21 protein-coding genes are annotated in these 21,202 nt (G+C 50.4%); 7 read left to right on the top strand and 14 right to left on the bottom strand.

Translation table 11 applies throughout. The features are described from left to right. The first annotated feature begins 23 nt into the window (after positions 1 to 23). Both BSZ31_RS02925 and BSZ31_RS02930 read left to right on the top strand, forming a co-directional pair. Positions 24 to 815, top strand: coding sequence for a hypothetical protein (locus BSZ31_RS02925; protein WP_105027477.1), 792 nt, complete (start codon positions 24 to 26; stop codon positions 813 to 815). Then, positions 808 to 1,911: a glycosyltransferase gene (locus tag BSZ31_RS02930; protein ID WP_105027478.1), complete on the top strand. Its 1,104-nt coding sequence runs from the start codon at positions 808 to 810 to the stop codon at positions 1,909 to 1,911. Before BSZ31_RS02925 ends, BSZ31_RS02930 begins: the two co-directional genes overlap by 8 nt. Positions 1,912 to 1,929: 18 nt before the next feature. Here BSZ31_RS02930 and BSZ31_RS02935 read toward each other — a convergent pair whose 3' ends face one another. From BSZ31_RS02935 to BSZ31_RS02985, 11 genes are all read right to left on the bottom strand, one after another. Continuing rightward, on the bottom strand, positions 1,930 to 3,786 hold the full coding sequence (locus tag BSZ31_RS02935; protein WP_240605627.1) for a nucleoside-diphosphate sugar epimerase/dehydratase: 1,857 nt from the start codon (positions 3,784 to 3,786) through the stop codon (positions 1,930 to 1,932). A gap of 77 nt (positions 3,787 to 3,863) precedes the next feature. After that, on the bottom strand, positions 3,864 to 4,424 hold the full coding sequence (locus BSZ31_RS02940; RefSeq protein ID WP_105029714.1) for a sugar transferase: 561 nt from the start codon (positions 4,422 to 4,424) through the stop codon (positions 3,864 to 3,866). Continuing rightward, positions 4,424 to 5,377, bottom strand: coding sequence for an SDR family oxidoreductase (locus BSZ31_RS02945; RefSeq protein ID WP_240605628.1), 954 nt, complete (start codon positions 5,375 to 5,377; stop codon positions 4,424 to 4,426). Before BSZ31_RS02945 ends, BSZ31_RS02940 begins: the two co-directional genes overlap by 1 nt. Next, positions 5,374 to 6,498: a non-hydrolyzing UDP-N-acetylglucosamine 2-epimerase gene (gene wecB, locus BSZ31_RS02950; protein WP_105027481.1), complete on the bottom strand. Its 1,125-nt coding sequence runs from the start codon at positions 6,496 to 6,498 to the stop codon at positions 5,374 to 5,376. Before wecB ends, BSZ31_RS02945 begins: the two co-directional genes overlap by 4 nt. After that, entirely contained in the window at positions 6,491 to 7,501 is a 1,011-nt protein-coding gene (locus tag BSZ31_RS02955; protein WP_105027482.1) for a polysaccharide biosynthesis protein, read from the bottom strand. Before BSZ31_RS02955 ends, wecB begins: the two co-directional genes overlap by 8 nt. A 16-nt stretch (positions 7,502 to 7,517) precedes the next feature. After that, the gene (locus BSZ31_RS02960; RefSeq protein ID WP_105027483.1) at positions 7,518 to 8,381 is read right to left on the bottom strand and encodes an SDR family oxidoreductase; all 864 of its coding nucleotides are present in this window, start codon (positions 8,379 to 8,381) and stop codon (positions 7,518 to 7,520) included. After that, positions 8,378 to 9,607 carry a glycosyltransferase family 4 protein gene (locus BSZ31_RS02965; RefSeq protein ID WP_105027484.1) on the bottom strand — a complete coding sequence of 410 codons (1,230 nt, stop codon included), beginning with the start codon at positions 9,605 to 9,607 and terminating at the stop codon, positions 8,378 to 8,380. The genes BSZ31_RS02960 and BSZ31_RS02965 overlap by 4 nt, the downstream gene beginning before the upstream one ends. Continuing rightward, the gene (locus BSZ31_RS17745) at positions 9,604 to 10,629 is read right to left on the bottom strand and encodes a glycosyltransferase (protein ID WP_105027485.1); all 1,026 of its coding nucleotides are present in this window, start codon (positions 10,627 to 10,629) and stop codon (positions 9,604 to 9,606) included. The genes BSZ31_RS02965 and BSZ31_RS17745 overlap by 4 nt, the downstream gene beginning before the upstream one ends. Further along, positions 10,620 to 11,681 (bottom strand): O-antigen ligase, encoded by a 1,062-nt coding sequence (locus tag BSZ31_RS17225; protein ID WP_240605629.1) that lies wholly within the window; start codon positions 11,679 to 11,681, stop codon positions 10,620 to 10,622. The genes BSZ31_RS17745 and BSZ31_RS17225 overlap by 10 nt, the downstream gene beginning before the upstream one ends. Before the next feature lie 137 nt (positions 11,682 to 11,818). Next, positions 11,819 to 12,901: an AI-2E family transporter gene (locus BSZ31_RS02980; RefSeq protein ID WP_105027487.1), complete on the bottom strand. Its 1,083-nt coding sequence runs from the start codon at positions 12,899 to 12,901 to the stop codon at positions 11,819 to 11,821. Between the two features lie 65 nt (positions 12,902 to 12,966). Further along, positions 12,967 to 14,973: a S8 family peptidase gene (locus BSZ31_RS02985; RefSeq protein WP_146106567.1), complete on the bottom strand. Its 2,007-nt coding sequence runs from the start codon at positions 14,971 to 14,973 to the stop codon at positions 12,967 to 12,969. A 242-nt stretch (positions 14,974 to 15,215) separates the two neighbouring features. Here BSZ31_RS02985 and BSZ31_RS02995 point away from each other — a divergent pair, with 242 nt between their 5' ends. From BSZ31_RS02995 to BSZ31_RS03015, 5 genes are all read left to right on the top strand, one after another. Further along, a complete protein-coding gene (locus BSZ31_RS02995) occupies positions 15,216 to 17,219 on the top strand; it encodes a PhoX family phosphatase (protein ID WP_105027490.1) in 2,004 nt (667 codons plus the stop codon). A 290-nt stretch (positions 17,220 to 17,509) separates the two neighbouring features. Next, the gene (locus BSZ31_RS03000) at positions 17,510 to 17,878 is read left to right on the top strand and encodes a DUF4864 domain-containing protein (protein WP_168426825.1); all 369 of its coding nucleotides are present in this window, start codon (positions 17,510 to 17,512) and stop codon (positions 17,876 to 17,878) included. Position 17,879: 1 nt separating this feature from the next. Then, a complete protein-coding gene (locus BSZ31_RS03005) occupies positions 17,880 to 18,236 on the top strand; it encodes an iron-sulfur cluster assembly accessory protein (protein WP_105027492.1) in 357 nt (118 codons plus the stop codon). Positions 18,237 to 18,295: 59 nt separating this feature from the next. Beyond that, on the top strand, positions 18,296 to 18,766 hold the full coding sequence (locus BSZ31_RS03010) for a helix-turn-helix domain-containing protein (RefSeq protein ID WP_240605630.1): 471 nt from the start codon (positions 18,296 to 18,298) through the stop codon (positions 18,764 to 18,766). Then, the gene (locus BSZ31_RS03015) at positions 18,767 to 19,489 is read left to right on the top strand and encodes a nucleotidyl transferase AbiEii/AbiGii toxin family protein (protein ID WP_105027493.1); all 723 of its coding nucleotides are present in this window, start codon (positions 18,767 to 18,769) and stop codon (positions 19,487 to 19,489) included. It begins immediately after the preceding gene. On the opposite strand, the gene BSZ31_RS03020 is transcribed toward BSZ31_RS03015, so the two are convergent. The 3 genes from BSZ31_RS03020 to BSZ31_RS17670 all read right to left on the bottom strand — a co-directional run bounded on the left by BSZ31_RS03020 (position 19,476) and on the right by BSZ31_RS17670 (position 21,183). Next, on the bottom strand, positions 19,476 to 19,775 hold the full coding sequence (locus BSZ31_RS03020; RefSeq protein ID WP_146106568.1) for a hypothetical protein: 300 nt from the start codon (positions 19,773 to 19,775) through the stop codon (positions 19,476 to 19,478). The genes BSZ31_RS03015 and BSZ31_RS03020 overlap by 14 nt on opposite strands. Positions 19,776 to 20,018: 243 nt before the next feature. Beyond that, positions 20,019 to 20,324 carry a hypothetical protein gene (locus tag BSZ31_RS03025; protein WP_105027495.1) on the bottom strand — a complete coding sequence of 102 codons (306 nt, stop codon included), beginning with the start codon at positions 20,322 to 20,324 and terminating at the stop codon, positions 20,019 to 20,021. Next, the gene (locus BSZ31_RS17670) at positions 20,314 to 21,183 is read right to left on the bottom strand and encodes an RHS repeat domain-containing protein (RefSeq protein ID WP_369907280.1); all 870 of its coding nucleotides are present in this window, start codon (positions 21,181 to 21,183) and stop codon (positions 20,314 to 20,316) included. The genes BSZ31_RS03025 and BSZ31_RS17670 overlap by 11 nt, the downstream gene beginning before the upstream one ends. Between the last annotated feature and the right edge of the window lie 19 nt (positions 21,184 to 21,202).

Below are 21,202 nucleotides of genomic sequence, written 5' to 3' on the forward strand. Positions count from 1 at the left end.
TTGGGCTAGGAAAATAATATTGTATGCGAAGCGGCGACTACACCTTGATTTTGGCTAGTTACTACCCGAAAAATACTGAACGCACCAAGGCCTTCTGCCAACAATTTCTCAACTGCAAGAAGATTGTTGTTTACAACTCCTCTGATGTACGGCTCTCTGACTTTGATAATTCTTGGACAGCGCTGCGGGGCTCAAACCACGCAGGTGAATTTTCAGCATGGCAAGAGGGCCTCGACTGGAGCCTAGAGCATTCGCAAAAACCGAAGCACGGATACATTTTTGTCAACGATACAGTGAATTCGCACAGGAAGTTCACTCGCATTCGATTTCATTTTTTAAAAAGTTGTATCAAGCAAAATACCAAGCACGCAGTTGGTTTTACTGACGAATTACACGAAAGAGAGACTTTTTCGATTTACGGACTGTCAGGGGATCGATGGATGAGTACGTACTGTTTCTACTTGGGCAATGAAGCCATCGAGAAGATTGATTTCAAAGTGAACAGTGAGCTGGTTCACCAACAACGGGGGGAGACAGTTGATGACTCGATTTTTCCATCGTCAATGTCCAACAATTTAAAGAAGCGTCTAGAGGAATGGCTTTTCGGCGGGGGATGGTATAAAAGTAAGCAATGTGTCGAAAACTACAGCGATGTGGCGAAATTTAAAGCCCGCGCCATTGTTAATGAAAAAATGTTGTCACTACGTTTGTTAAACAAAGGAATTGAGATACACAGTGCCATGAATCAAGCACCGCGACTTTTTGTCAGGTTAGACAATTTTTTAGAAAAACTCCACACAAAGAAAAATGGCTAAAAGTCTTTTTTACATTTCCCCTAGTCTTGAAGACAAGAACTACGGCGGCTCCGTGGTGGCCAAATCAAACCTTGAGGCATTGTCTAGGGTGTTGCAAAGCTATTCGACCACAGTTTTATCTGTAAATAGAAACGCATCTTCAGACTGCGTGAAAGTGCCAACTACCCACAATAAAGTTGGTACGGCATTGGCAAACCTATGCCTACTTTGCGCAACATTAAGCCCTAAGGGGGCCTATTTTTTGATTAGCCGGATCAGAAAAGAACAGCCAGAACTAATTTGGCTCGATTCGTCTTTGTTCGGCATCCTGATCCCGCTAATAAGATTTCTAAGCCGGCGAAGCAAAATTATTTGCTATTTCCACAATATTGAGACACCAATCATAAAACATTACGCAAAGAGACAACCCTCTTACTGGATTTCATATTTGGCAACTGCAGCCAATGAATACCTCTCAATCAAAGGGTCCGATTTACTAATTGCGATACAGCAAACAGATGAAGCAATATTGAAGAGAAGAAACTCGTCCGCCTTAACCTGTTGCATCCCCGTCTCAATCAAGGACGGCTTTAGAAACATTCAAGTGCAACTAGCTCCTAGACATGTAGATATTCCTTATGCACTCTTTGTTGGATCTGACTTTCCACCAAATGTTGAAGCACTTGCATACTTGAATTTCAAAATTGCCCCTAGGCTTAACAATAAGAGAATTATTGCGATCGGCAACGGGATTGATAAGTATGCACATCAATTCAAGAATCTTGATGTTCGAGGAAGGGTGGACGATATCGCTGACTTCTACACACAAGCCCAAATCGTTGTAGCCCCGATATTTTCGGGAGGAGGGATGAAAGTAAAAATTGCTGAGGCCCTAATGTTCAACAAAATGGTGCTTGCGTCAAATTTCGCAGCAGTTGGCTATGAAGATGTACCCAATAGTGTCTTAATAAGGACTGACGATGACGAGACCTTTTTAAACACCATACAGAACTGCGACTCAAACACCGATTCAAAAGCAAGAGAATACTACCTGAGGTTATTTTCACCCTATGCAATTCAGCAAAGAATTGAACAAGCAATCAGTCGCATAGAATAAAAAAATAATTTGATTTCTTCAGAAGACCCAGTCCACCACTCCGCCTGCTGAATAACCCTCAACACACCGACATAGAGTTTCGGATGCCTCTCGAAGTTTTCCCTGATTCAAGAAACGAGACAATTCAAGAAGTTCGAGTTCAAATTCCCGTATAGGTAGATATGATTCTGTTCCCATCAGGATCCTCGAATGAACTGTTTGTTTTGGTTCATTCCCAATCAACAACTCTTCATACAACTTTTCACCTGGCCGTAGCCCTGTAATCTGAATTTCAATATCGCCCTCGGGATTGGATTCATCCTTCAAGGTGAGGCCGGATAGCTCAATCATTCGAACAGCGAGATCGTAAATTTTGATTGGCTCCCCCATATCGAGCAAAAACACATCCCCGCCCTTTGCCAAAGCGCTGGCTTGAATCACCAGCTGCGCTGCTTCGGGTATCGTCATGAAGTAACGGGTAATGTCTTGGTGAGTGAGGGTGATTGGCCCACCATCGCGAATTTGCTGGCGAAACAATGGAACAACTGAACCCGATGAGCCAAGTACGTTTCCAAAACGCACCATAGAAAAAACGGTTGTGCTTGATGTTTCAGCTAGGGCCTGTAACGACATTTCTGCAAGGCGCTTGGTGGCACCCATGACATTGGTCGGGCGAACCGCTTTGTCGGTACTAATCAACACGAAATTTTCCGTACTATGCTTCAAGGCCAGCTTGGCCATTGTGAAAGTACCGAATACGTTGTTATGAATGCCTTCACTCAAGTTGTGTTCAACCAACGGCACATGCTTATAGGCAGCGGCATGAAATATTGTGTGCGGTTTAAATTTGGCAAGAATACTGTCCATACGGACTTCATCCCGAACTGAGGCCAGAAAGGGAATTAAGACAACCCGCCCGTGATTATTCGCTACTGGCTTCTGCTCAAGTTCTTGGTGAATTTGATACAAGGCGAATTCACTTTGCTCAACGAGTAAAAGCTGCGCTGGACCTACTTTCAAAATTTGACGACACAGCTCGCTGCCGATAGAGCCACCTGCGCCAGTCACCAAAACTACTTTGCCAAGAATATTTTTTGAAAGTAATTCGGGGTCAGGGCTAACCGGGTCACGCCCCAGAAGATCATCGATATCAAGTTCGCGCAGATCAGAAACACTGATTTTTCCTGCTGCTATTTCAGTAACCCGCGGCAAAGTTCGAACCGCTACTTTGCTTTTTGAAATACTGTCGAGAATTTCATTTCTACGTTTGCGACTTGCAGCATTGAATGCGAGCAACACAGTATTCACGCCTAGTGTTTCAACAAGACCCTGCAGATCTTGCGGATTAAAAATTTTCAGATCATTGATGGTTTGTTTGTGCAAAGCTTTGTTGTCGTCAATAAAGCCTACAACGCGCATTTCATGGCTGTTGGCCAAGGCACCTGCCAGTTGCCTGCCTGTGGCGCCGGCACCATAGATAAGCACACGTGGCAAATTGGCCAACTGCAATTGATTACGGTACAAACCACCCAACCAAAACCGGGCAAACAGGCGAGTAAGGCCCACAAACACCATAAGCAATATTGGCTGAATAATACCCACTGTACGCGGCACACCCGATACACCCATGGCAGTGAAAATAGCCGCATAAATAACGCCATAAACCGCAATCACTTTGGAGACAGTAAATATGGCAGACAAACCTGAATACCTGAATATTGCCCGATAGAAACCATTGACGATGAACAGTGGAATCGCGATTAGAAGGCTCATCCCTACAGCTGCCATTGGATTCCAGCCAAAATCGGGATTGGTTAATGAGATCCAGTAATCAAGACGCAAATAATAGGCAAGCCAAACCGTGAGAACACAGAGGCTTGCATCCACTGCCAACACGATTAGTCTCTTGGCGACGCGGGGCAAATTAAGAACAGGACTGGCGAATTTTGAAAGAAACATGTTGAACGTGTGCCTTAGTGCGAAACACCGTCGCGTTTAATCACTTTCAGGAATGTAAGCCAAAGTATTTGAATGTCGAACAACAAACTTTGCTTTTGCAAGTATTCATAATCCAACTGTACTTTGCGGGGAATAGGTATGTCATCACGACCATTCACTTGAGCCCAACCCGTCAAACCAGGAAGAATATGGTGTACACCTTTTTCTGTGCGCAATTCAATTAAGTCGTGCTGATTAAACAAGGCCGGGCGCGGGCCAACAAAACTCATGTCGCCTTTGAGGATGCTCCACAGCTGGGGCAGTTCATCAAGACTGGTTCTTCGTATGAATGAACCTATAGGCGTGAGGTGCGATCGCGGATCATTCAGCAGGTGAGTTGCCACAGCGGGTGTGCCTACACGCATGCTGCGAAATTTTGGCATTCTAAAAATTTGATTGTGAACGCCTACCCGGTCGCTCCAGTACAAAACCGGACCTTTGGAAGTTACGCGTACCGCAAACGCAACAACGAGAATTGGCAAAGCAAGAATTGCCAACACAACAACACCCAATAACAAGTCGAACAAACGTTTCATCATCGTAGTTTCAATTGGACCTGCTGCATGTACCAGTCGGCCGTTTCCTTCATACCTACCTGCATGCTATAAGGTGGCTCCCAATCCAAATCTTCATGCAGTGCTTGAGGGCTCACCGTAAGGTTACCCAATAGGCGCTGGGCAGCTGCACGCTTACCCAGCAAAGCGGCCACGACCTCAATGAGCCAAGGCGAGATATTAATAAGGTTGGCTTTTCGCCCCAGGGCTAGTGCCATTTCGCGAACCAGCTGTGGCGTAGAAACATCTGAATTGTCAGAAACCAAATAAGTTTTGCCAACCGCGTTCGAATGATTCAGGCAGGTAGCAATAGCATTGGCCAAATTACCCACATACACCAAGCTGCGTTGGTTGTTCACGGCCCCAAGTGGCAATGGTGTTCCCCGAGCCACAACGCTAAGCAGTTTCAGGAAGTTGGCCCCTACACCTGGCCCATACACCAATGGTGGGCGCAGTATAACCACCTCCAAACCACTTTGACGGCTCAGTTCGAGTAACTGTTGTTCAGCTTCATATTTTGAAATCCCGTAAGGATCAATTGGATTTGGAATTGAACTGGCGGTGAACTCGCCCGCTTCGCCATTCACTTTAATGGAGCTGATAAACACCATGCGTTTGACACCACACTGCACTGCCTGCCTTGCCAACTGCAAGGTACCCTCAGTATTGGCCTGACGAAATTCAAACAATGGGTCAACCGCATTCTCATTCATCACATGCACACGCGCAGCAAGATGTACCACCGAGGTACAGCCTTGCAACGCCTCCCGCCATTGAGTGTGCGGGCCCAGTGCTTGAACTTGAAAGGTATTGGGTTCACTCGATGGTGCCCTGCTGGTTTTAATCACCACAGCCCCCAGATTCTCGAGCTGGCTGCAAACACGCTGGCCAACAAAGCCAGTCGCGCCGGTTACCAGGATACGCTGACCATTCACTTGGACCACACAGTGCGATTGATGTAGTCGGTGTAGCTAAGCACTACTCGCAGTACCTGGCGGGCCACATGGGGGTTCTCGTAGTCTTTTACCACGGGAGCCACACACGGTTGCACAGCTTTCTGTTCAATCACAACTCGAACAGCATCCAGTACACGGGCTTTTTTCAGCCCTGACATGATGAGAATGCCTTCATCCATTCCCTCGGGCCGCTCGTGTGCATTGCGAATGGTGATAGCCTTCAATCCAAGCAATGAGGTTTCTTCAGTGATGGTGCCGCTGTCAGAAATCACGCAGGAGGCGCCCATTTGCAAGCGAATATAATCAGTGAACCCAAATGGCTTCAGGAACTGAATCAGGGGATTCATGCTGCTTAGATCAAGTTCTGCCAAACGTTTTTGAGTGCGCGGGTGGGTGGAAACGATTACCGGGTACTTGTATTGCTCAGCAATGGCATTCAAGGTTTCAAGCAAATCAGCCACATTCTCTGGGCTGTCTACGTTTTCCTCGCGGTGTGCGCTCACGATGAAAAACTTGCCCTCTTCCAGCTTCATGGTTTGAAGCACTTTGCTTTGCTGAATTTTGGGCATGTAATAATTCAGCACTTCACGCATGTGCGAGCCGGTTTTGATGATTGTTTCAGGGCGAATACCTTCAGCGATCAAATAACGACGGGCATGCTCGGTTAATACCATATTGATGTCGCTAAGGTGGTCCAGCACCTTGCGGTTCAATTCTTCGGGCACACGTTGATCAAAACAACGATTGCCCGCCTCCATGTGAAACACGGGAACCTTGCGGCGTTTGGCAGAAATTACAGCCAAACACGAGTTGGTATCGCCGTACAGCATCAGCGCATCAGGCTTGATCTGTTCAAGAACTGCATCCGATTTTTCAATTACGCGAGCAATCGTTTGTGCTGCATTTTCACCCACAGCTTCCAGAAAAAAATCAGGTTTTCGAATACCCAGATCATCAAAAAAAACCTGATTCAATTCATAGTCGTAGTTTTGACCGGTGTGCACGAGGGTGTGCTCTGTGTGCGTGTCCAGCTCCGCAATTACGCGGCTCATCTTGATGAGTTCAGGCCGGGTACCAACCAGAGTCATGACCTTAAGCATTCAAAAACTCCTGCACATAGTCGAGCTTTTTGAGTACATCCTTTACGCCCTGTACATCCAGGCGATGTGTGTTGTGAGACGTGTAGTCATCGAATTCGGAGATACGCTGCTCGCCCTCTACAAAATACTTTTTGTAGTTCAGGTCGCGATTGTCTGCTGGGATGCGGAAGTAGCGCCCCATGTCTTCAGCTTTGGCCATTTCTTCGCGCGACACCAAGGACTCGTAAAGTTTTTCACCATGCCGGGTACCGATGACTTTAACCGGGTTGTTTTTGTTCAGAAGTTCTTTCAATCCTTGGGCAAGATCCGCCACAGTAGAGGCTGGTGCTTTTTGAATAAAAATATCGCCTTGCTGACCGTGTTCAAACGCATGCAAAACCAGATCAACCGACTCTTCAAGTGACATCAAAAAACGGGTCATGCTGGGGTCGGTAACAGTGATTTCCTGACCATCCAGCAACTGCTGGATGAACAAGGGAATGACCGAGCCGCGACTGGCCATGACGTTGCCATATCGGGTGGCACACACCACCGTACCTCCCTCGGGAATGGTGCGGGACTTCGCAACCATGAGCTTTTCCGCCATGGCCTTTGAAATTCCCATGGCGTTGATGGGATACACCGCTTTGTCGGTACTTAAAACCACCACGCGACTAACACCCTTGGCAATGGCTGCGTTCAGCATGTTCTCGGTGCCCAACACGTTGGTGCGCACGGCCTCCATAGGGTAGAACTCGCAGGAAGGCACCTGCTTCAGTGCTGCAGCATGGAACACGTAATCAACGCCAGTCATGGCTTGCGCAAGACTGTCATAATCACGAACATCACCGATGTAGAACTTGACCTTGTCGCAGCCCAAGGCAATGCGCATGTCTTCCTGCTTTTTTTCATCACGACTGAAGATGCGGATTTCTTTCACTTCAGTTTCGATAAAACGCTTCAGCACGGTGTGGCCAAACGACCCTGTACCACCGGTGATCATGAGTACTTTTCCGTCGAACATGGGGACTCGTCAGTATTTATTGAATTCGGGATTGGCGCATTTTGTGAATCAAATCAGGCCATTTAGGGGCAGTATACCCGCTTGCCTGCTGGAAGCGCGCAGCGCAAAGTGATCGATCGATGACCAAGCCGCTGTCGGGGTTGATTGTGGTTTGTACGCCATACTCTTTGGCCACGAGTTGCAGCAGGCTCAGCTTGGAAATGGGTTCAGCAGCCACATGATACAGACCATGCAACTGAGGCTTTGGCAGAACATATTCAATGATGATTCTGGCCAGTTCACAGGTGGGCACACCGGAGAATATTGCTTTGGAAAAACCTTTCACGCTGCCTTGCTGCGCCAGAAACCATTCAAGCAGAGCGAAGCTGGTGCCCAATTCATGTCCAATAATCGAGGTTCGCAGGGTAATTGCGCTTGGGCTGTCGTTAAGCTCGCCGATGTACTTTGACCGACCATAAAGATCCTCGGCATCAGAAGGATCACTTTCAAGGTAATTGCCCTTCTTGCCATTGAACACGCAATCGGTACTGATATGTACCAGGCGCGCACCACCCAAGATACACAGGCGCAATAAACGATGCGGTAGCATGGCATTAATTGGCAAAACGATTAGCGGGTCGTTGGCTTGCTCGAGTTGCTTGATCAGCCCCACGCAGTTGATGACCACATCGGGCTTAACCTTTGCAAAAGTATTGACCAACGTGTCCTGATCCAGGACATCCACCCCGGTGAGAATGCCTGCCGAGGGCAAGGCAGCAAGCTTTCGGTGACAGCTAAGGCTGCGTTGACTGCCCCACACTTGAAATTGTTTGCTTTCACACAACGCTTTGAACACTGCACTACCCAACATGCCTGTAATACCCAACACCAGAATTTTCATTTTTTACCCTTTGCCATGGCACTGAGCGTTTCAGCCAAGTGGCGCGCCTGGCTTTCAGTTTCAAAATATTCGAGGAAATACGACTTTCCCTGGCTGCCCATTTCGGCACGTTCTTCGCTTGTCATCGCCTTGATCTTCAGGATATTGGCTGCCAAGGCAGCGCTGTCGCCAGCGGGCGAGACCAGGCCAGCTTTTGCCTCTAGTACCACTTGGGCGCCTTCGCCGTTCAAACTGGCCAATACTGGTTTACCGGCTGCGAGATAAGCCTGTATTTTACTAGGAACCGTTAGCCCGAAAATCGGATCGTCTTCAAGTGAAACGAGCAAGGCACCCGCCCTATTGAAAATGGAAGGCATGGTTTGCATTGGAAACCGGCCGGGCAACTCAAGGTTGCCAAGTCCCCGTTCCTGTTTTTGTTGGATCAACCATTCGCTTTTGCTGCCGCTGCCAACGAGCACTATTGAAATATCGCGGTGACCGTTCAACAATTCAGCGGCATCAACAACGCAATCGAGCGCTTGAACCTGGCCAAGATTGCCTGCAAAAACCACACAGAACTTGCTTTCCAGGGTAGCGAGCAACGGTGCAGGCGCATCCACAAGCGCGTCTGTACTTTGCTCGGGAAAAGAATTGGGCTGATACCGGATCTTGCTGCGGTTTGCATATTCATTCAACGGCTGAATAAATGCTTTGGACTGGGCCAGCAACAGGTCGCAACCCTTGTAAATCCAATACACCATGTAGCCCACAGCCGACAGGGCTTGGGGGTTACGCACAAACCCTGTGGCCTGCAAACTTTCTGGCCACAAGTCTTGAACCCATAAAGCCAGAGGTGCGCGCTTGATCCATTTCAATAAAATTGCGGGAATTGTTTGTGTAATTGGCGAAGGCGCGTACACCAAAATTGCGTCGAACTTCAAACCACGCAAAGCCCATGGCAAGCAGAACATGCCGGCCAAAACAAAAACAAGATAGTTCAAGATCAGATTCTTGGCGCCCCCATGCTTGCGCGGCCAAGTGGGTATGCGCACAACAAGCGTTTGGCCATCAAACAGTTCACGCTGAACGCCATTGGCCCGGTAGCCTGCAAACACTTTGCCTTCTGGATAGTTGGGTTTGCCGGTGGCAACCACCACCCTGTGCCCCTGCTTTACCAGTGATTTGACTACGTCGTTGATCATGAAACTTTCAGGCCAGAAATACTGGGTGACGATCAGTATCCTCATGCTTGGCCTGTTTCTTGAATTCGCGCCAGAAACTCAGCAGCGCAAATAGGTTGGCTTTTGGCGTTTTCAATATTCATGTGGCGCATTACAGCCCGTGCTATCGATGTAGGGGAATCGGCATTGAATGTTTCACTGGGTTCGACCACATCGCGAACATAGTCAAGTTCAGGTGCAAGAATCGGCATACCCAATTGTTGGGCTTCAAGCAAGGGCAAACCAAATGATTCAAGCTTTGACGGGAAGATCAAGGCTTTGGAATTGGCGTACAGTGATTGAACCTCACCGTGCTGCAAGGTACCAAAATTCGTGATTTTCAAGCCATGTGAACTCTTGTAACGCTCGATTAGTTGGGCTACCGGGCTCGACTCGCTCACGGTGAGCGCAAGGTTTGGATAAACACCTTGATTGGCCAGAATTGCCCACGCGTCCAAAAGCGCAGCATGGTTTTTGTGGGGCTCTGCAGACGAGACATAAACAAAATCAAATTCTTTGATTTCGTCCATGTTGTGATTCCCTGAAACGGACTGGTTCGTGCCCGTGGCGACAAAGGGCAGCACAAGGGATTCAAAACCAAGGCTATGTTTCAATTCTCGCTGCATGGTTTGAGATTGCACGATGATTTTGTAATGCGATTGCATGCGAGTTCGAAACCACCAACGTTCAAGTTGCAAACGTAACCTTGTTGCAATCGAAAATCTTGAGAAATCATGATGACCAAACAAATATCGATTCTGCAGAAAAACCTTGACGGTCGCTTGCGATTTAATGAGTGGAGGCAAGTTACCAAAACAAAGCACTGTGTCGCCTGATTTAGAATTTTTTGCCAGTAACACCTCAGCTTTTAAACGACCAACAAGCGTAGGCTTGATTGAACAAATGGCAACACATGGATTTATGTTGGTTGTAGTCATGCGTTCATCAACCACACAACAAGCCGATTGATCAGCGTTAGCCAGAAGCGCGTTCAGTAGCGTTCGACCACCACCTTGATGCACATTGGGGGCGTGAATAATCAATCCCATTCGGTTGCCCCCAAAAACACGGCATAGAGAACGATGAATGCGACACTCTCCGCAAAATCGAAGTGAAACGAGTTCAATATGTTGCCCACAAAATAAATCATGAGCAGGGGTAATACATAGGTGCTTGACCAAACGCTAGTCGCGCTTTTGATAACGGCCAAACTAAAAAACCAGATGTATAAAATCAAGGCCAGCAATCCACCTTGCAACATCAGCATTAAAAACTGGTTATGCGGATTGTAAAAGGTGGGCCACCCGGCCGCTGAAGTGAAAGGTTGCACAGCACCTTGTACGCCACCCAAGCCATAACCAAAAAAAGGTGCCTGGAGGAAGGCAGACCAGCTTGATGTGAGATACATGACCCTTTCACCAATGCTGGTTCCCTGTTGGGGTTTGTCACGAAGAACCTGCTGAATTTCAAGCCAGGTGGTCGAGAAACGGTCATGAATATTGTCGACCAGAAAATAGGCAGCGACCAGCATGGCTGCGAATACAAGCCCAGCCAACAGAAAACCTTTAAGACCCAGTTTTTGGTAACCGAAGTACAGCGGAATGACCATGAACACCAACCACCCTGTTCGACCATCAATCATGCCAAACAGGTTTACAAGCCCAAGCAAGGTGAGTGCAGCATAGACCCACTTGAAAGCCGGCTTTGCCGTTCTGACGAAACACTGCAACCACAGGTAGATCGCCACAACCAAAAAGAAGTTGTGTGTGATGTGCGACTTGAACACTGTTGGGTTACTGGGGATTGCATACATGTCGGTGGCTTTGGCACCAAGGTACAGTGGATCAATTCCGAACCAGATGGCGTAGGACATTGCCAGCACCAGTGCCATTCCTGACAGAAAACCTTGTCCAACAATGTGACGGTTTTTTTTACTCACCAACACGCTGGCCAGCACGGGGATCAAGGCAAGACGCCCATATTTACTTATGAATTCCAGATAACTTGTTTCATCGTTACTTGGATAAAAATAGGTAATTGCAAAAAAAACCAGCAGCAACCAAAGTGGAATTAATTCAGCACGGGAGAAGAAACTTCCCATGCTGCGTCTGCATTCAGAATTGAGTAAGGCGAAAAGAGTTGCAAGAGCCAGAAGCAAATTCACCGGCGCCGGCTTGATCGGCAAAAAAAACGCCGCCCCTGCCAGAAACCAGGCTGGGTTGATTCGCTGAAGAAAACTCAAACCCACCCCCACCGTTGCCAGTGCATTTTCAAAAATGCATAAGTAACCGGCGCGGTAATTAGCCCAGGCAGGCCGAAAGCCACTTCACCCAGAATGATGGCGATGAGCATTTCAGGCACGCTGGCACGCACGTTGCGGCCAATGATGTAGCCGTTCACAAAGTATTCAAGCTTGTGAATGATGAACAGGTAAAGTACCGAGCCCATGGCCACAAACACGCCGTAGCGAATGGTAAGCACCAGAATAAGGGTGTTGGCCATGATGTTGCCGGCCGCCGGGATAAGGCTGGCCACGGCGGTGAACATGAGCAGCAACTCCCGGAAGGGAAGCACCACATCGAATGCGGGCAATATGCCGTAAATAAACACGGCCGTACAGAAGGTGTTCCAAATGCTGACGTACACCTGCGCGCCCATGAGCAAAGTGAAACAGCGCACATACTTTTCAAGGGTTTGCAGCCAGGCATCAGCCAAAGGTTTGGCAGGGCCACCGGCCACTGGGGCTGGCACCATGAGTGCTGCGGAAACACCCAGAATAAGGGCGAACACAAATTGCAGGAAGATAAAGAAGCTGGCACCGCCGAAGCTGCGGATGTAGCCCACAAAGTCGCTGTCGTCTTTGCTGATCATGCGGAACAATTCGCTGGGTTTGCCAGGTATGTGTTCTTTAATGGCCTGGGGCAGGCTGGCGGTGACCGAATTCAGGTTGCGCAGTGCTTCCTCAACCAGTTGTGGGCCTTGCTGGGTCATGGTGGCCAGCACAAAGCGCACCCCACTGTTCAAGCCGATTCCCAACAACACCACGGCCGCAGCCACCACAGCAGTGGTTAAAAAGGTGGGCAACCAGCCAAACAGGCCGCGCATGAAACGGCCCTTGAATTTGTTGATGTGCGGCTGCAACAGGCGCACAAAGCCGCGGCGGGTAAAGCGGGTAAGGGCAAAAATGGCGAGGCCGGCAATAAGGCCAACCCCGATTTTCAGGCTCAACATGCTGACCCAAATGGCCAAAATGCCGACTACGGACGCATATTCCCAACGAAGGGTGGTGTGTTCTTGATGCTGCGGTACTGGGCTGGGCATTTGGATTCTTGGCTGATTGTCGGTTGAGGTATGACCAAGTGAATCCCGATTCTATCCCAACTTTTTCAGGCAACCCCAGGCCTTTGCCGCCAAACCCCAAACAGCATCAACATCCCCAGCAATCCTGCCAACCCCAACACTCCCCCACCACCGCCACCACCGGAACTGGTGGCCACGGGAGCTGGGGCGGAAGTACCCGTGCCCGATCCACCCGTGCTGGTTCCACCGCCGCCGGCGCTACTGGGAGTGAAGGTGCGCTCGTTTACAGAGGTATTGGCCAAACGAACCACGCTGGTGTTGCTGCGATTGGTGCTGGTGTCGGTGACTGTGAGCGCGAATTCAGCAATATTGCCCGCCATGCCCGACTGCACCTGCAGGGCGCTGGTGCTGGTACCTGCCAACGCAACCGGGTTGCCAAACACCTGTCGCCAGCTATAGGTGAGGTTGGCATTGCCGCCGGCGCTGTTGGTGGACAAAGCCGCATCCAGCACAAACGGGCCATTGCTGGCCACCACCGCCGACTGCTGCACATTGGCCACAGGCAAGGGGTTGGTCAGTGAACGTGCGGCTTGAACCGCGCCCAGAACATTCAGCAAACCCACGCCACAGGTTGAACTGGTGCAATTTCGCCGGGTAAATCCGAACAAACCTTGGGTGAAATCGGCATTGGCCGGGTAAGCCAAGGCGGTATTGCTAAACAAACTGTCAATTTGACTGGGCGTAAGGCTGGGGCGCACAGCTTTTAGCAAGGCAATGGCACCGGCCACCATGGGCGCGGAAAAACTGGTGCCTGCAAACAAAAATGCGGTGCTGCCATTTGGATTGGGTGAAGAACCACCGGTGTTGCTTGCACCCAGGTACAAGCCATTTGAATTGCCTGGCGCGTGCAGGGTTACAAAGCCGGTACCTGCACCCTTGGCTGTGTAAGTGGCCAGTTGGCCGTCTTGCTCGGCTGCCCCTGCTGCAATGGTGCCCGCGCAGTTGGCCGGGTATTGTACGGCCCCGCCAGAGTTGTTGCCTGCGGATACCACCACAGACACATTGCGCGCCCTTGCATCGGCAATTGCCAATGCCACCATGTCGTTTGCGGCGCAACCGCCGCCAAACAGAGGTGTGTCGGTGGCGAAGCTGAGGTTGATTACATTGGCTGGGTTGGGGTTCACGCCAATGGTGGGGTCAACCCGGCCCGAGCCGGTGGCCCAATAAAAGGCATCCACAATATCGGAGCTTGTGGCAATGCCGCACCGGCCAGAAACACGCACCGGCAGTACCTTGGCATTCCAGTCCATACCGGCCAGAAACTGCCCGTTGTTGGACTGTGCCGCCGCAACAGAAGCCACGGTGGTGCCATGCCACGAGCTGGTCGTTGAACCATCGGGGCAATTAAAACCGGGGGGCGGTGCATCGCCAGGGTCTGAAGGGTCGGGGTCTCGGCCATTGCCATCGTTGGAACCCGAGTCAACGACTGTGCCACTTTCCTGTGTACCGGTGGGCGGGGTGACTCGGCTAACAAAATCATACCCGGGCAACAGGCGGCCTTTCAGTTCAGGGTTTTCAAACAACACGCCAGAATCGAGCACAGCAATCACCACGTTGCTGCTGCCACGGGTTTGCTCCCACACGTCCTGCATGCGCAGCGAGGCATACGCGCCGGTGTGCATGTAACTGGCTTGGTTTACCGCATAGGCGCCATCGTTTGGGGCAGGCACCGCCGTGCGTTGCAATTGAATGTCGGGGCTGGCAAAGCGCACACCCGGCAGGGCCTGAAGCGCCGCACGAATGGCTTGGGGTGTTTGCAAACTGCCCAGCACAGGCAGGCTTTGCATTTCAACCAGGTAGCTGTTGGGCTGCAACAGCGGACGGACCATGCTGACAGGAACCCCGAGGGTGTTTTGCAACTTTTGCAACATACCGGCGGGTGCGGTGCCCTGCGTTTGATTGCCCATGTTGACTACCCAGCGCATGGGAGTGGGCGTGGCTGTGGTGGTAACCACATTCAACGCCTGTGCCAACCCGATGGAGGGAAGCGCCCAAAGCGCCACTGCAATTGCCCTGCTGAATGCTGCCGCCACTGAAACCACTCCGAAAAAAACCGGTTCAATTCAATTGTACCCACATGCGCCTTGCATGGATTCAAATTGAATTCTGTCGCACTGTGTCATCGACAGACATGCGACTAAACACCCCACTTTCCCCGTTAATTTTGAAATTTTTATGACATCGCGGCGATATGACGGTTTGTCACATTTCTGCATACAAAACGCGATTAGATACGCCTGCTTTTTCAAATAACCTATTCGATGAGAGTTGAGAGATGTCATACAAACTTGAACCAGAAGACATTGGCGTAAATACCGCCAAAGAATTGAGCCTGACCGAGATCGTTGAACGCGCGATCAAGGTGAACCAGGGCCGTCGCAATGTATTGAAAAGCGGTGCCGGCCTGGCGGCGCTGTCAATTTTTGGTTTGAATGCCTGTGGATCGGATGGTTCAGTGGCAGCAACTGCCCCCGCCAACACTGAGGTGGCCTTTGCAGCCGCAGCGGCATCTTCGGGAAGCGAAGTAGTGGTACCCGATGGCTACGTGGCTGAAATTCTGTACCGCTGGGGTGATCCCTGCGTTGCCGGCTCACCCGCATTCGCAGGTGACTTGAGCGAAACATCTGCGGTGGCGGAACAGCAAAGCGGCGACAACCACGATGCGATCAACTTCTTCCCGTTCAAGAATGCAGATGGCAGCGAACGCAGCGATGTTGGCCTGCTGTGTATTAACCACGAGTACCTGAACGCTGAGTATTACTATGACAAGGTGGTCAGCGACTCCACAGTCACATTCACTTTTGAAGATGCACGTAAAGGCCAAGCCGCCCATGGTGTATCTGTGATCGAAGTTATGCGAAACAGCAACGGCACTTGGACTGTGAACCGCAACTCAACATTCAACCGCCGCATTCATGGCAACACGCCGATCGACATTTCCGGCCCAGCACGCGGTAATGTGTTGATGCAAACTGCAGCAGACCCCACAGGCACACGTGCACTGGGCACGCTGAACAACTGCGGTGCCGGCCAAACCCCATGGGGCACCTACATTACTTGTGAAGAAAACTTCAACGGCTATTTTGGCTGGACTGACACAACATTTACACGCAATGCGCTGGAAGCCCGCTACGGCTTGAGCCAAAACGGCTTTGGTTACCGTTGGCACGAAAGCGACCCCCGCTTTGACATCAGCGCGGCTGGTAATCGCAACGAACCCAACCGATTTGGCTGGGTGGTAGAAATTGATCCGTTCCGCCCTGCAAGCACACCCAAAAAGCGCACTGCCTTGGGCCGCTTCAAGCATGAGAATGCTGAATTGGTAATTGATCCAACTACCAAAAAAGTGGTGGTGTACATGGGTTGTGACGAGCGCTTTGAATACGTGTACAAGTTTGTTTCGGACGCGGCTTACGACGAAAACAACATGGCAGCCAATGCCGACATTCTGGACGCGGGTACTCTGTATGTGGCCCAGTTCAATGACGATGGCACAGCTGGCGACGGCGTGGGTGTTGGTGTATGGATTCCCCTGGTGCATGGCCAAAACGGCCTGACCACTGGCAACGGTTATATCGACCAGGCCGATGTGTTGATTCGCACCCGCCAAGCTGCAAGCACCGTGGGCGCCACCCCGATGGACCGCCCAGAGTGGCTGGCTGCAAACCCCAACAAGCCAGGCGAAGTGTTTGTAACATTGACCAACAACAGTGCCCGTACAGCGGGCCAGGTTGATGAGGCCAATCCACGTGCCAACAACATCTACGGCCACATTATTCGCATCAACGAGACGAACGAAGACGCCACCAGCACGACCTTTGACTGGAACATCTTCCTGTTGGCCGGTGACGCAGGCCAGGAACTGTTCAACAGCCCCGACGGCTTGCAGTTTGACCGTTTGGGCCGCTTGTGGGTGCAGACCGACGGTAACTTCAGTAACACTGGCGCCTACGCGGGCCACGGTAACAACCAGATGCTGGTTGCTGACCTGGATGCAGGCACAGTTCAGCGTTTCTTTGTGGGCCCGGACGGCTGCGAGGTAACCGGCGTGACATGGACACCTGACATGCGAACCATGTTCGTGGACATTCAGCACCCCGGCGAAGTTGGCCGTCACCCCAACGCCACCAACCCAGCCACGGGTATGCCATACACCGAGGCTGAATTGATTGCCAACCCCACTGCGTTTTCAAGCTGGCCCGATGGCGCAACTGCCAGCCGCCCACGCTCGGCAACTGTGGTGGTTCGCCGCACAGACGGTGGCATTATTGGCACCTGATAAGCATGTAAGTCATTGATTGTTTGTGACTTCAGTTGACAAAGGGCATCTTCTTCGGAAGGTTGCCCTTTGTTCTTTTCGGGCTTGCAAATGCTCCCGATTCGATGCAAACTCAAAATTCGATTGTTTGCACAGGTAGTTCGCAAATGCCAAGTGACAGTTCTTCCCGCCCCCCCTCCAGCACAAAGCAAAAATTCAGGCTTGATAAAGAAAACAGTTTTAGGCAGCGAATATGGAAGCTTTGGCTGGTTATTTTTGCTGGAGTTTTAACTGCTGCCTTTACCACCAGCATGGTCCAGGCTGACGAAGCCAGCGACCGCAAAGAAACCCGAGCAGTCATTGAAGCCCAACTTGAAGCCTTCAAGCAAGGCGACGGCCCCAAGGCCTTTTCCTACGCAACCCCCAATATTCAAACCATGTTTGGCGATGCCGAGACTTTCATGAAAATGGTTCGTGAAGGCTACGACGTGGTGGTGAAGCCCATGACAGTGCGCTTCGTGAAATTCGAGACGGATGGAATGAATGCACTACACGCGGTGCAGATGATCGACCGCCAGAAAACGCTTTGGAACGTATACTACGTATTGCAAAAGCGCCCGGACGGCACCTGGAGAATTTCCAGCTGTGAGACCGAGAAAGCGGAAACCAACCTGATTTGACATGACCACTGAAGCAGCAACACCCACTTGTAACATTGCCCTGACCGACGCAGCCCAAGAGCGAATTCTGGACCTGCGCGACAATATGCACAAACCGGCCATGATTCGCCTGTATGTGCAAGGTGGCGGCTGCTCAGGCTTTGAATACAAAATCGACCTCGCCAAGGAAACGGACGAGGACGACATTCTGGTGCAAATCAACCCCTACATTCACATTTATGTAGACCCCGTTAGCGCACCCTACCTGGAAGGCACCACCATCGACTACGAGGCCCACACCTTGGCTTCGCGTTTTGTGTTCAACAATCCGCAGGCAAAGAGCACCTGCGGTTGTGGGTCGAGCTTTTCGGTGGAATAAGCGATAATTTGTTTCTGGTTGTATACAAAATTCTATTTTTGTATAGAATGAGAAACACTATGCCAGCCAAATTCAATTTACAAACTGCCACACCGCGAGATCAATTGCTTGCTTTGGGCAAACAATTGAAGCAATACCGCAAGGCCAACAAATTAAGTGCCGAGGCGGTGGCCACTGCCGCAGGCCTTTCACGAACTACTCTGCACCGGATTGAACTGGGGGAGCCCTCTGTAGCCGCGGGCGCCTATTGGGCTGCTGTGGCCGCACTGGGCTTAAGGTGCGGAATTGTGAGTGCTTGCGATGATAGAACTGCACCGATTCCTGAAGTGATCGCTTTGGACAACTACCCTCAATTGAAATCGCTTGCCTGGCATGTGCAGGGGGTTGAATCGATTACTCCCCGGCAAGCCTGGGATATTTATGTGCGCAACTGGCGGCATATTGATGAAACGAAAATAACTGCGGATGAACAACAGTTGATCGAGCGACTGCGGGCGAAGTTTGAACCTGGTTCGAAGGACGGTGCCTGAATGTTTAAACGCACACACCACCAGCCAATTGAACAGGTACTTCGCTTGATGAATGCCGACTTGCTGAAAGCACACCAGTGCTACTTTGGCGGAGGTACGGCAATTGCGCTGCGACATGGGGAATACAGGGAGTCAGTGGACATCGATTTGATGGTGTCTGACCTTGCCAGCTACAGGGCCTTGCGTACATTGGTGCGGGAATCTGGAAGCGTGTTGGGGCTTTTCAATGAAAACACCACTTTGATTTCGCAACTTCGAGAAGTGCGTGCAGACCAATACGGCATTCGCACTGCAATTGGACTGGGCCAACACAACATCAAATTTGAAATTGTGCTGGAAGGCCGGATAGAGTTTGAGACGCCCAAGGTTGCGGATGAAGTGTGCGGCGTTGCCACGCTGAGTGTTGTTGACTTGCTTGCAAGCAAATTGCTCGCGAATTCCGACCGCTGGGCGGATGAAGGTGTGTTCAATCGCGACTTGATTGACTTGGCGATGATGAAGCCAGGTTTTGACGTGTTTGCAAAAGCGCTTGCCAAAGCTGAAACGGCTTACGGCCAGAGTATTCAGCAAGACCTTGAAAAAGCAATTGGTAAATTATTGGACAAACCAGACTGGCTGGAAAAGTGCATGCGTGCCATGGGTATGAGTGACACTGCGCCAGCCAGTCTTGTCACAGCAATACTTTCGCTTCGCGGTGTATTGCGGAAACTCAACGGCATTTGATTTCTTCTTTGAACTCGTCGTATTTGGCCTCTCGCTTCACCTTGCATTCGCCATCGCGATATTCCTCTTTCCAGGGTGCATCGGCCACAGGCGAAAAGCCATCTTCGCACTTCACTTCTTTTTTGTATTCATAGGGCTTGGATTCAATTTTGACCAGGCACGGGCCATCCCAATACTCTTGCTTGCTGCGTTCCCAATAGCCATAGTCGCCGCCACCCCAAGCCAAGGCAGGTACAGTGAATGCAAATGCGGTCACGGTTGCGGTTAAGACGATGAACGGCTTCATGGGTACTACCTCGAGGTGTTTACGGTTGAGGTAATAACGGGTGGGGCGAAGGGGGAGTTGACGAGTGCTGATTGCGAACAACACAATCGGATATCCAATCCGTTCTAGACGGTTTGAAGCTGAAAGGTTCGACAGATAGGTGCGGGCCGCGCTCGATAACTTCTTCGGCGTGGAGACCTTGGCCTTACGGCGTTTGCTTTAATGTCCGTAGCTGTAGTTAATACTATGACGGTACAAGTCGTATTACCTCTCTATGCGAAGTGATGTGTCATGCAATTCAACAAAGTTTCCACGCCAACTTACACCAAGAATTTCAATTGAATGAAGTTCAATGTAAGCCCCTGAAATATCAAGCTTGATAGGCTTAGATATTTCGATCCTTAAACCATCGGAGAAGTTAAATACTCCCATACCGTCTTTCAATGTGGCATTCAAATATTTATATTGATTATCGCCAGGCCGTCCAAGCACCGGATTTTCCAAATAAAACACCACACACCCAACATCTGCCAACCACTGCTTTAAAAGCAAAAAATCTTTATGGAACATTTGGCTTAATTAACCTCGCATCAACTTTTGGAACATAAATTTGAATTCCCCCGCCCATCAGTTGAGGGCGCATACCCACGGTACCGGTTTGTGGCGCGGCTGGCCCCTCATAGTAAACAGTCCCTTCTGGCAAAGTCATTTTGGATTGATTCTCAAAAGTATTGCCCCATTCTGGTAAGACTGCACTATCTAGCTGAGATTGAAGTGGGCCTGCAGAGGGCTCTGGAGTCCAAAAACGACCATCAGCCGACGCTTTACCACCATGATCTCGATATACAGTTACATTCCCGTCAGATACCTTTTCGGTGTAAGTGCCACTTCTAAAAGTTGAGGCCTTCGACCTCGGATCATTTGGATCTCCAAGCGGCCCCTCTTCATGTGGACCGTATTTACCACTAACTCCCCCACCATCCTTACAACTCAACCCCCACGGATCCACCCATGTCATGGGGTTCGGTGCGTACTGGTAGACGTTCATTCCACCCAGCAAACCGATGGGGTCTTGCGTGGTGAACTGCCCGCTGTTGGGGTCGTAGTAGCGGTGCCTGTTGTAGTGTAGCCCCGTTTCTTCGTCGTAATACTGCCCTTGAAACCGCAGTGGGTTATCCACTTCGTTCACATGCGCAAGGGCCAGCGCACCGTAGGTTTTGAAGGTGCTGGACCACACAACTTCGGCTTTTGCGTTGGTGATTTCTCGCGGAGTGCCGATGTGGTCGGTGTGGTAGTGGTAGACCTGCCCGTGTTGCACCAAGGCCAGCGGTTTGAAGCTCAAAGGTTCAAACAAATAAGAGCGGCTTGGTTTGGTACTGCCATCACTGCTGGTGTTGCTCACACCCTCATTGATTTCACCCAACAGCACATCACCATTCCAGTAAAAG

The sequence above is a fragment of the Limnobacter sp. SAORIC-690 genome (assembly GCF_002954425.1).
GTDB classification, from domain to species: domain Bacteria; phylum Pseudomonadota; class Gammaproteobacteria; order Burkholderiales; family Burkholderiaceae_B; genus Limnobacter; species Limnobacter profundi.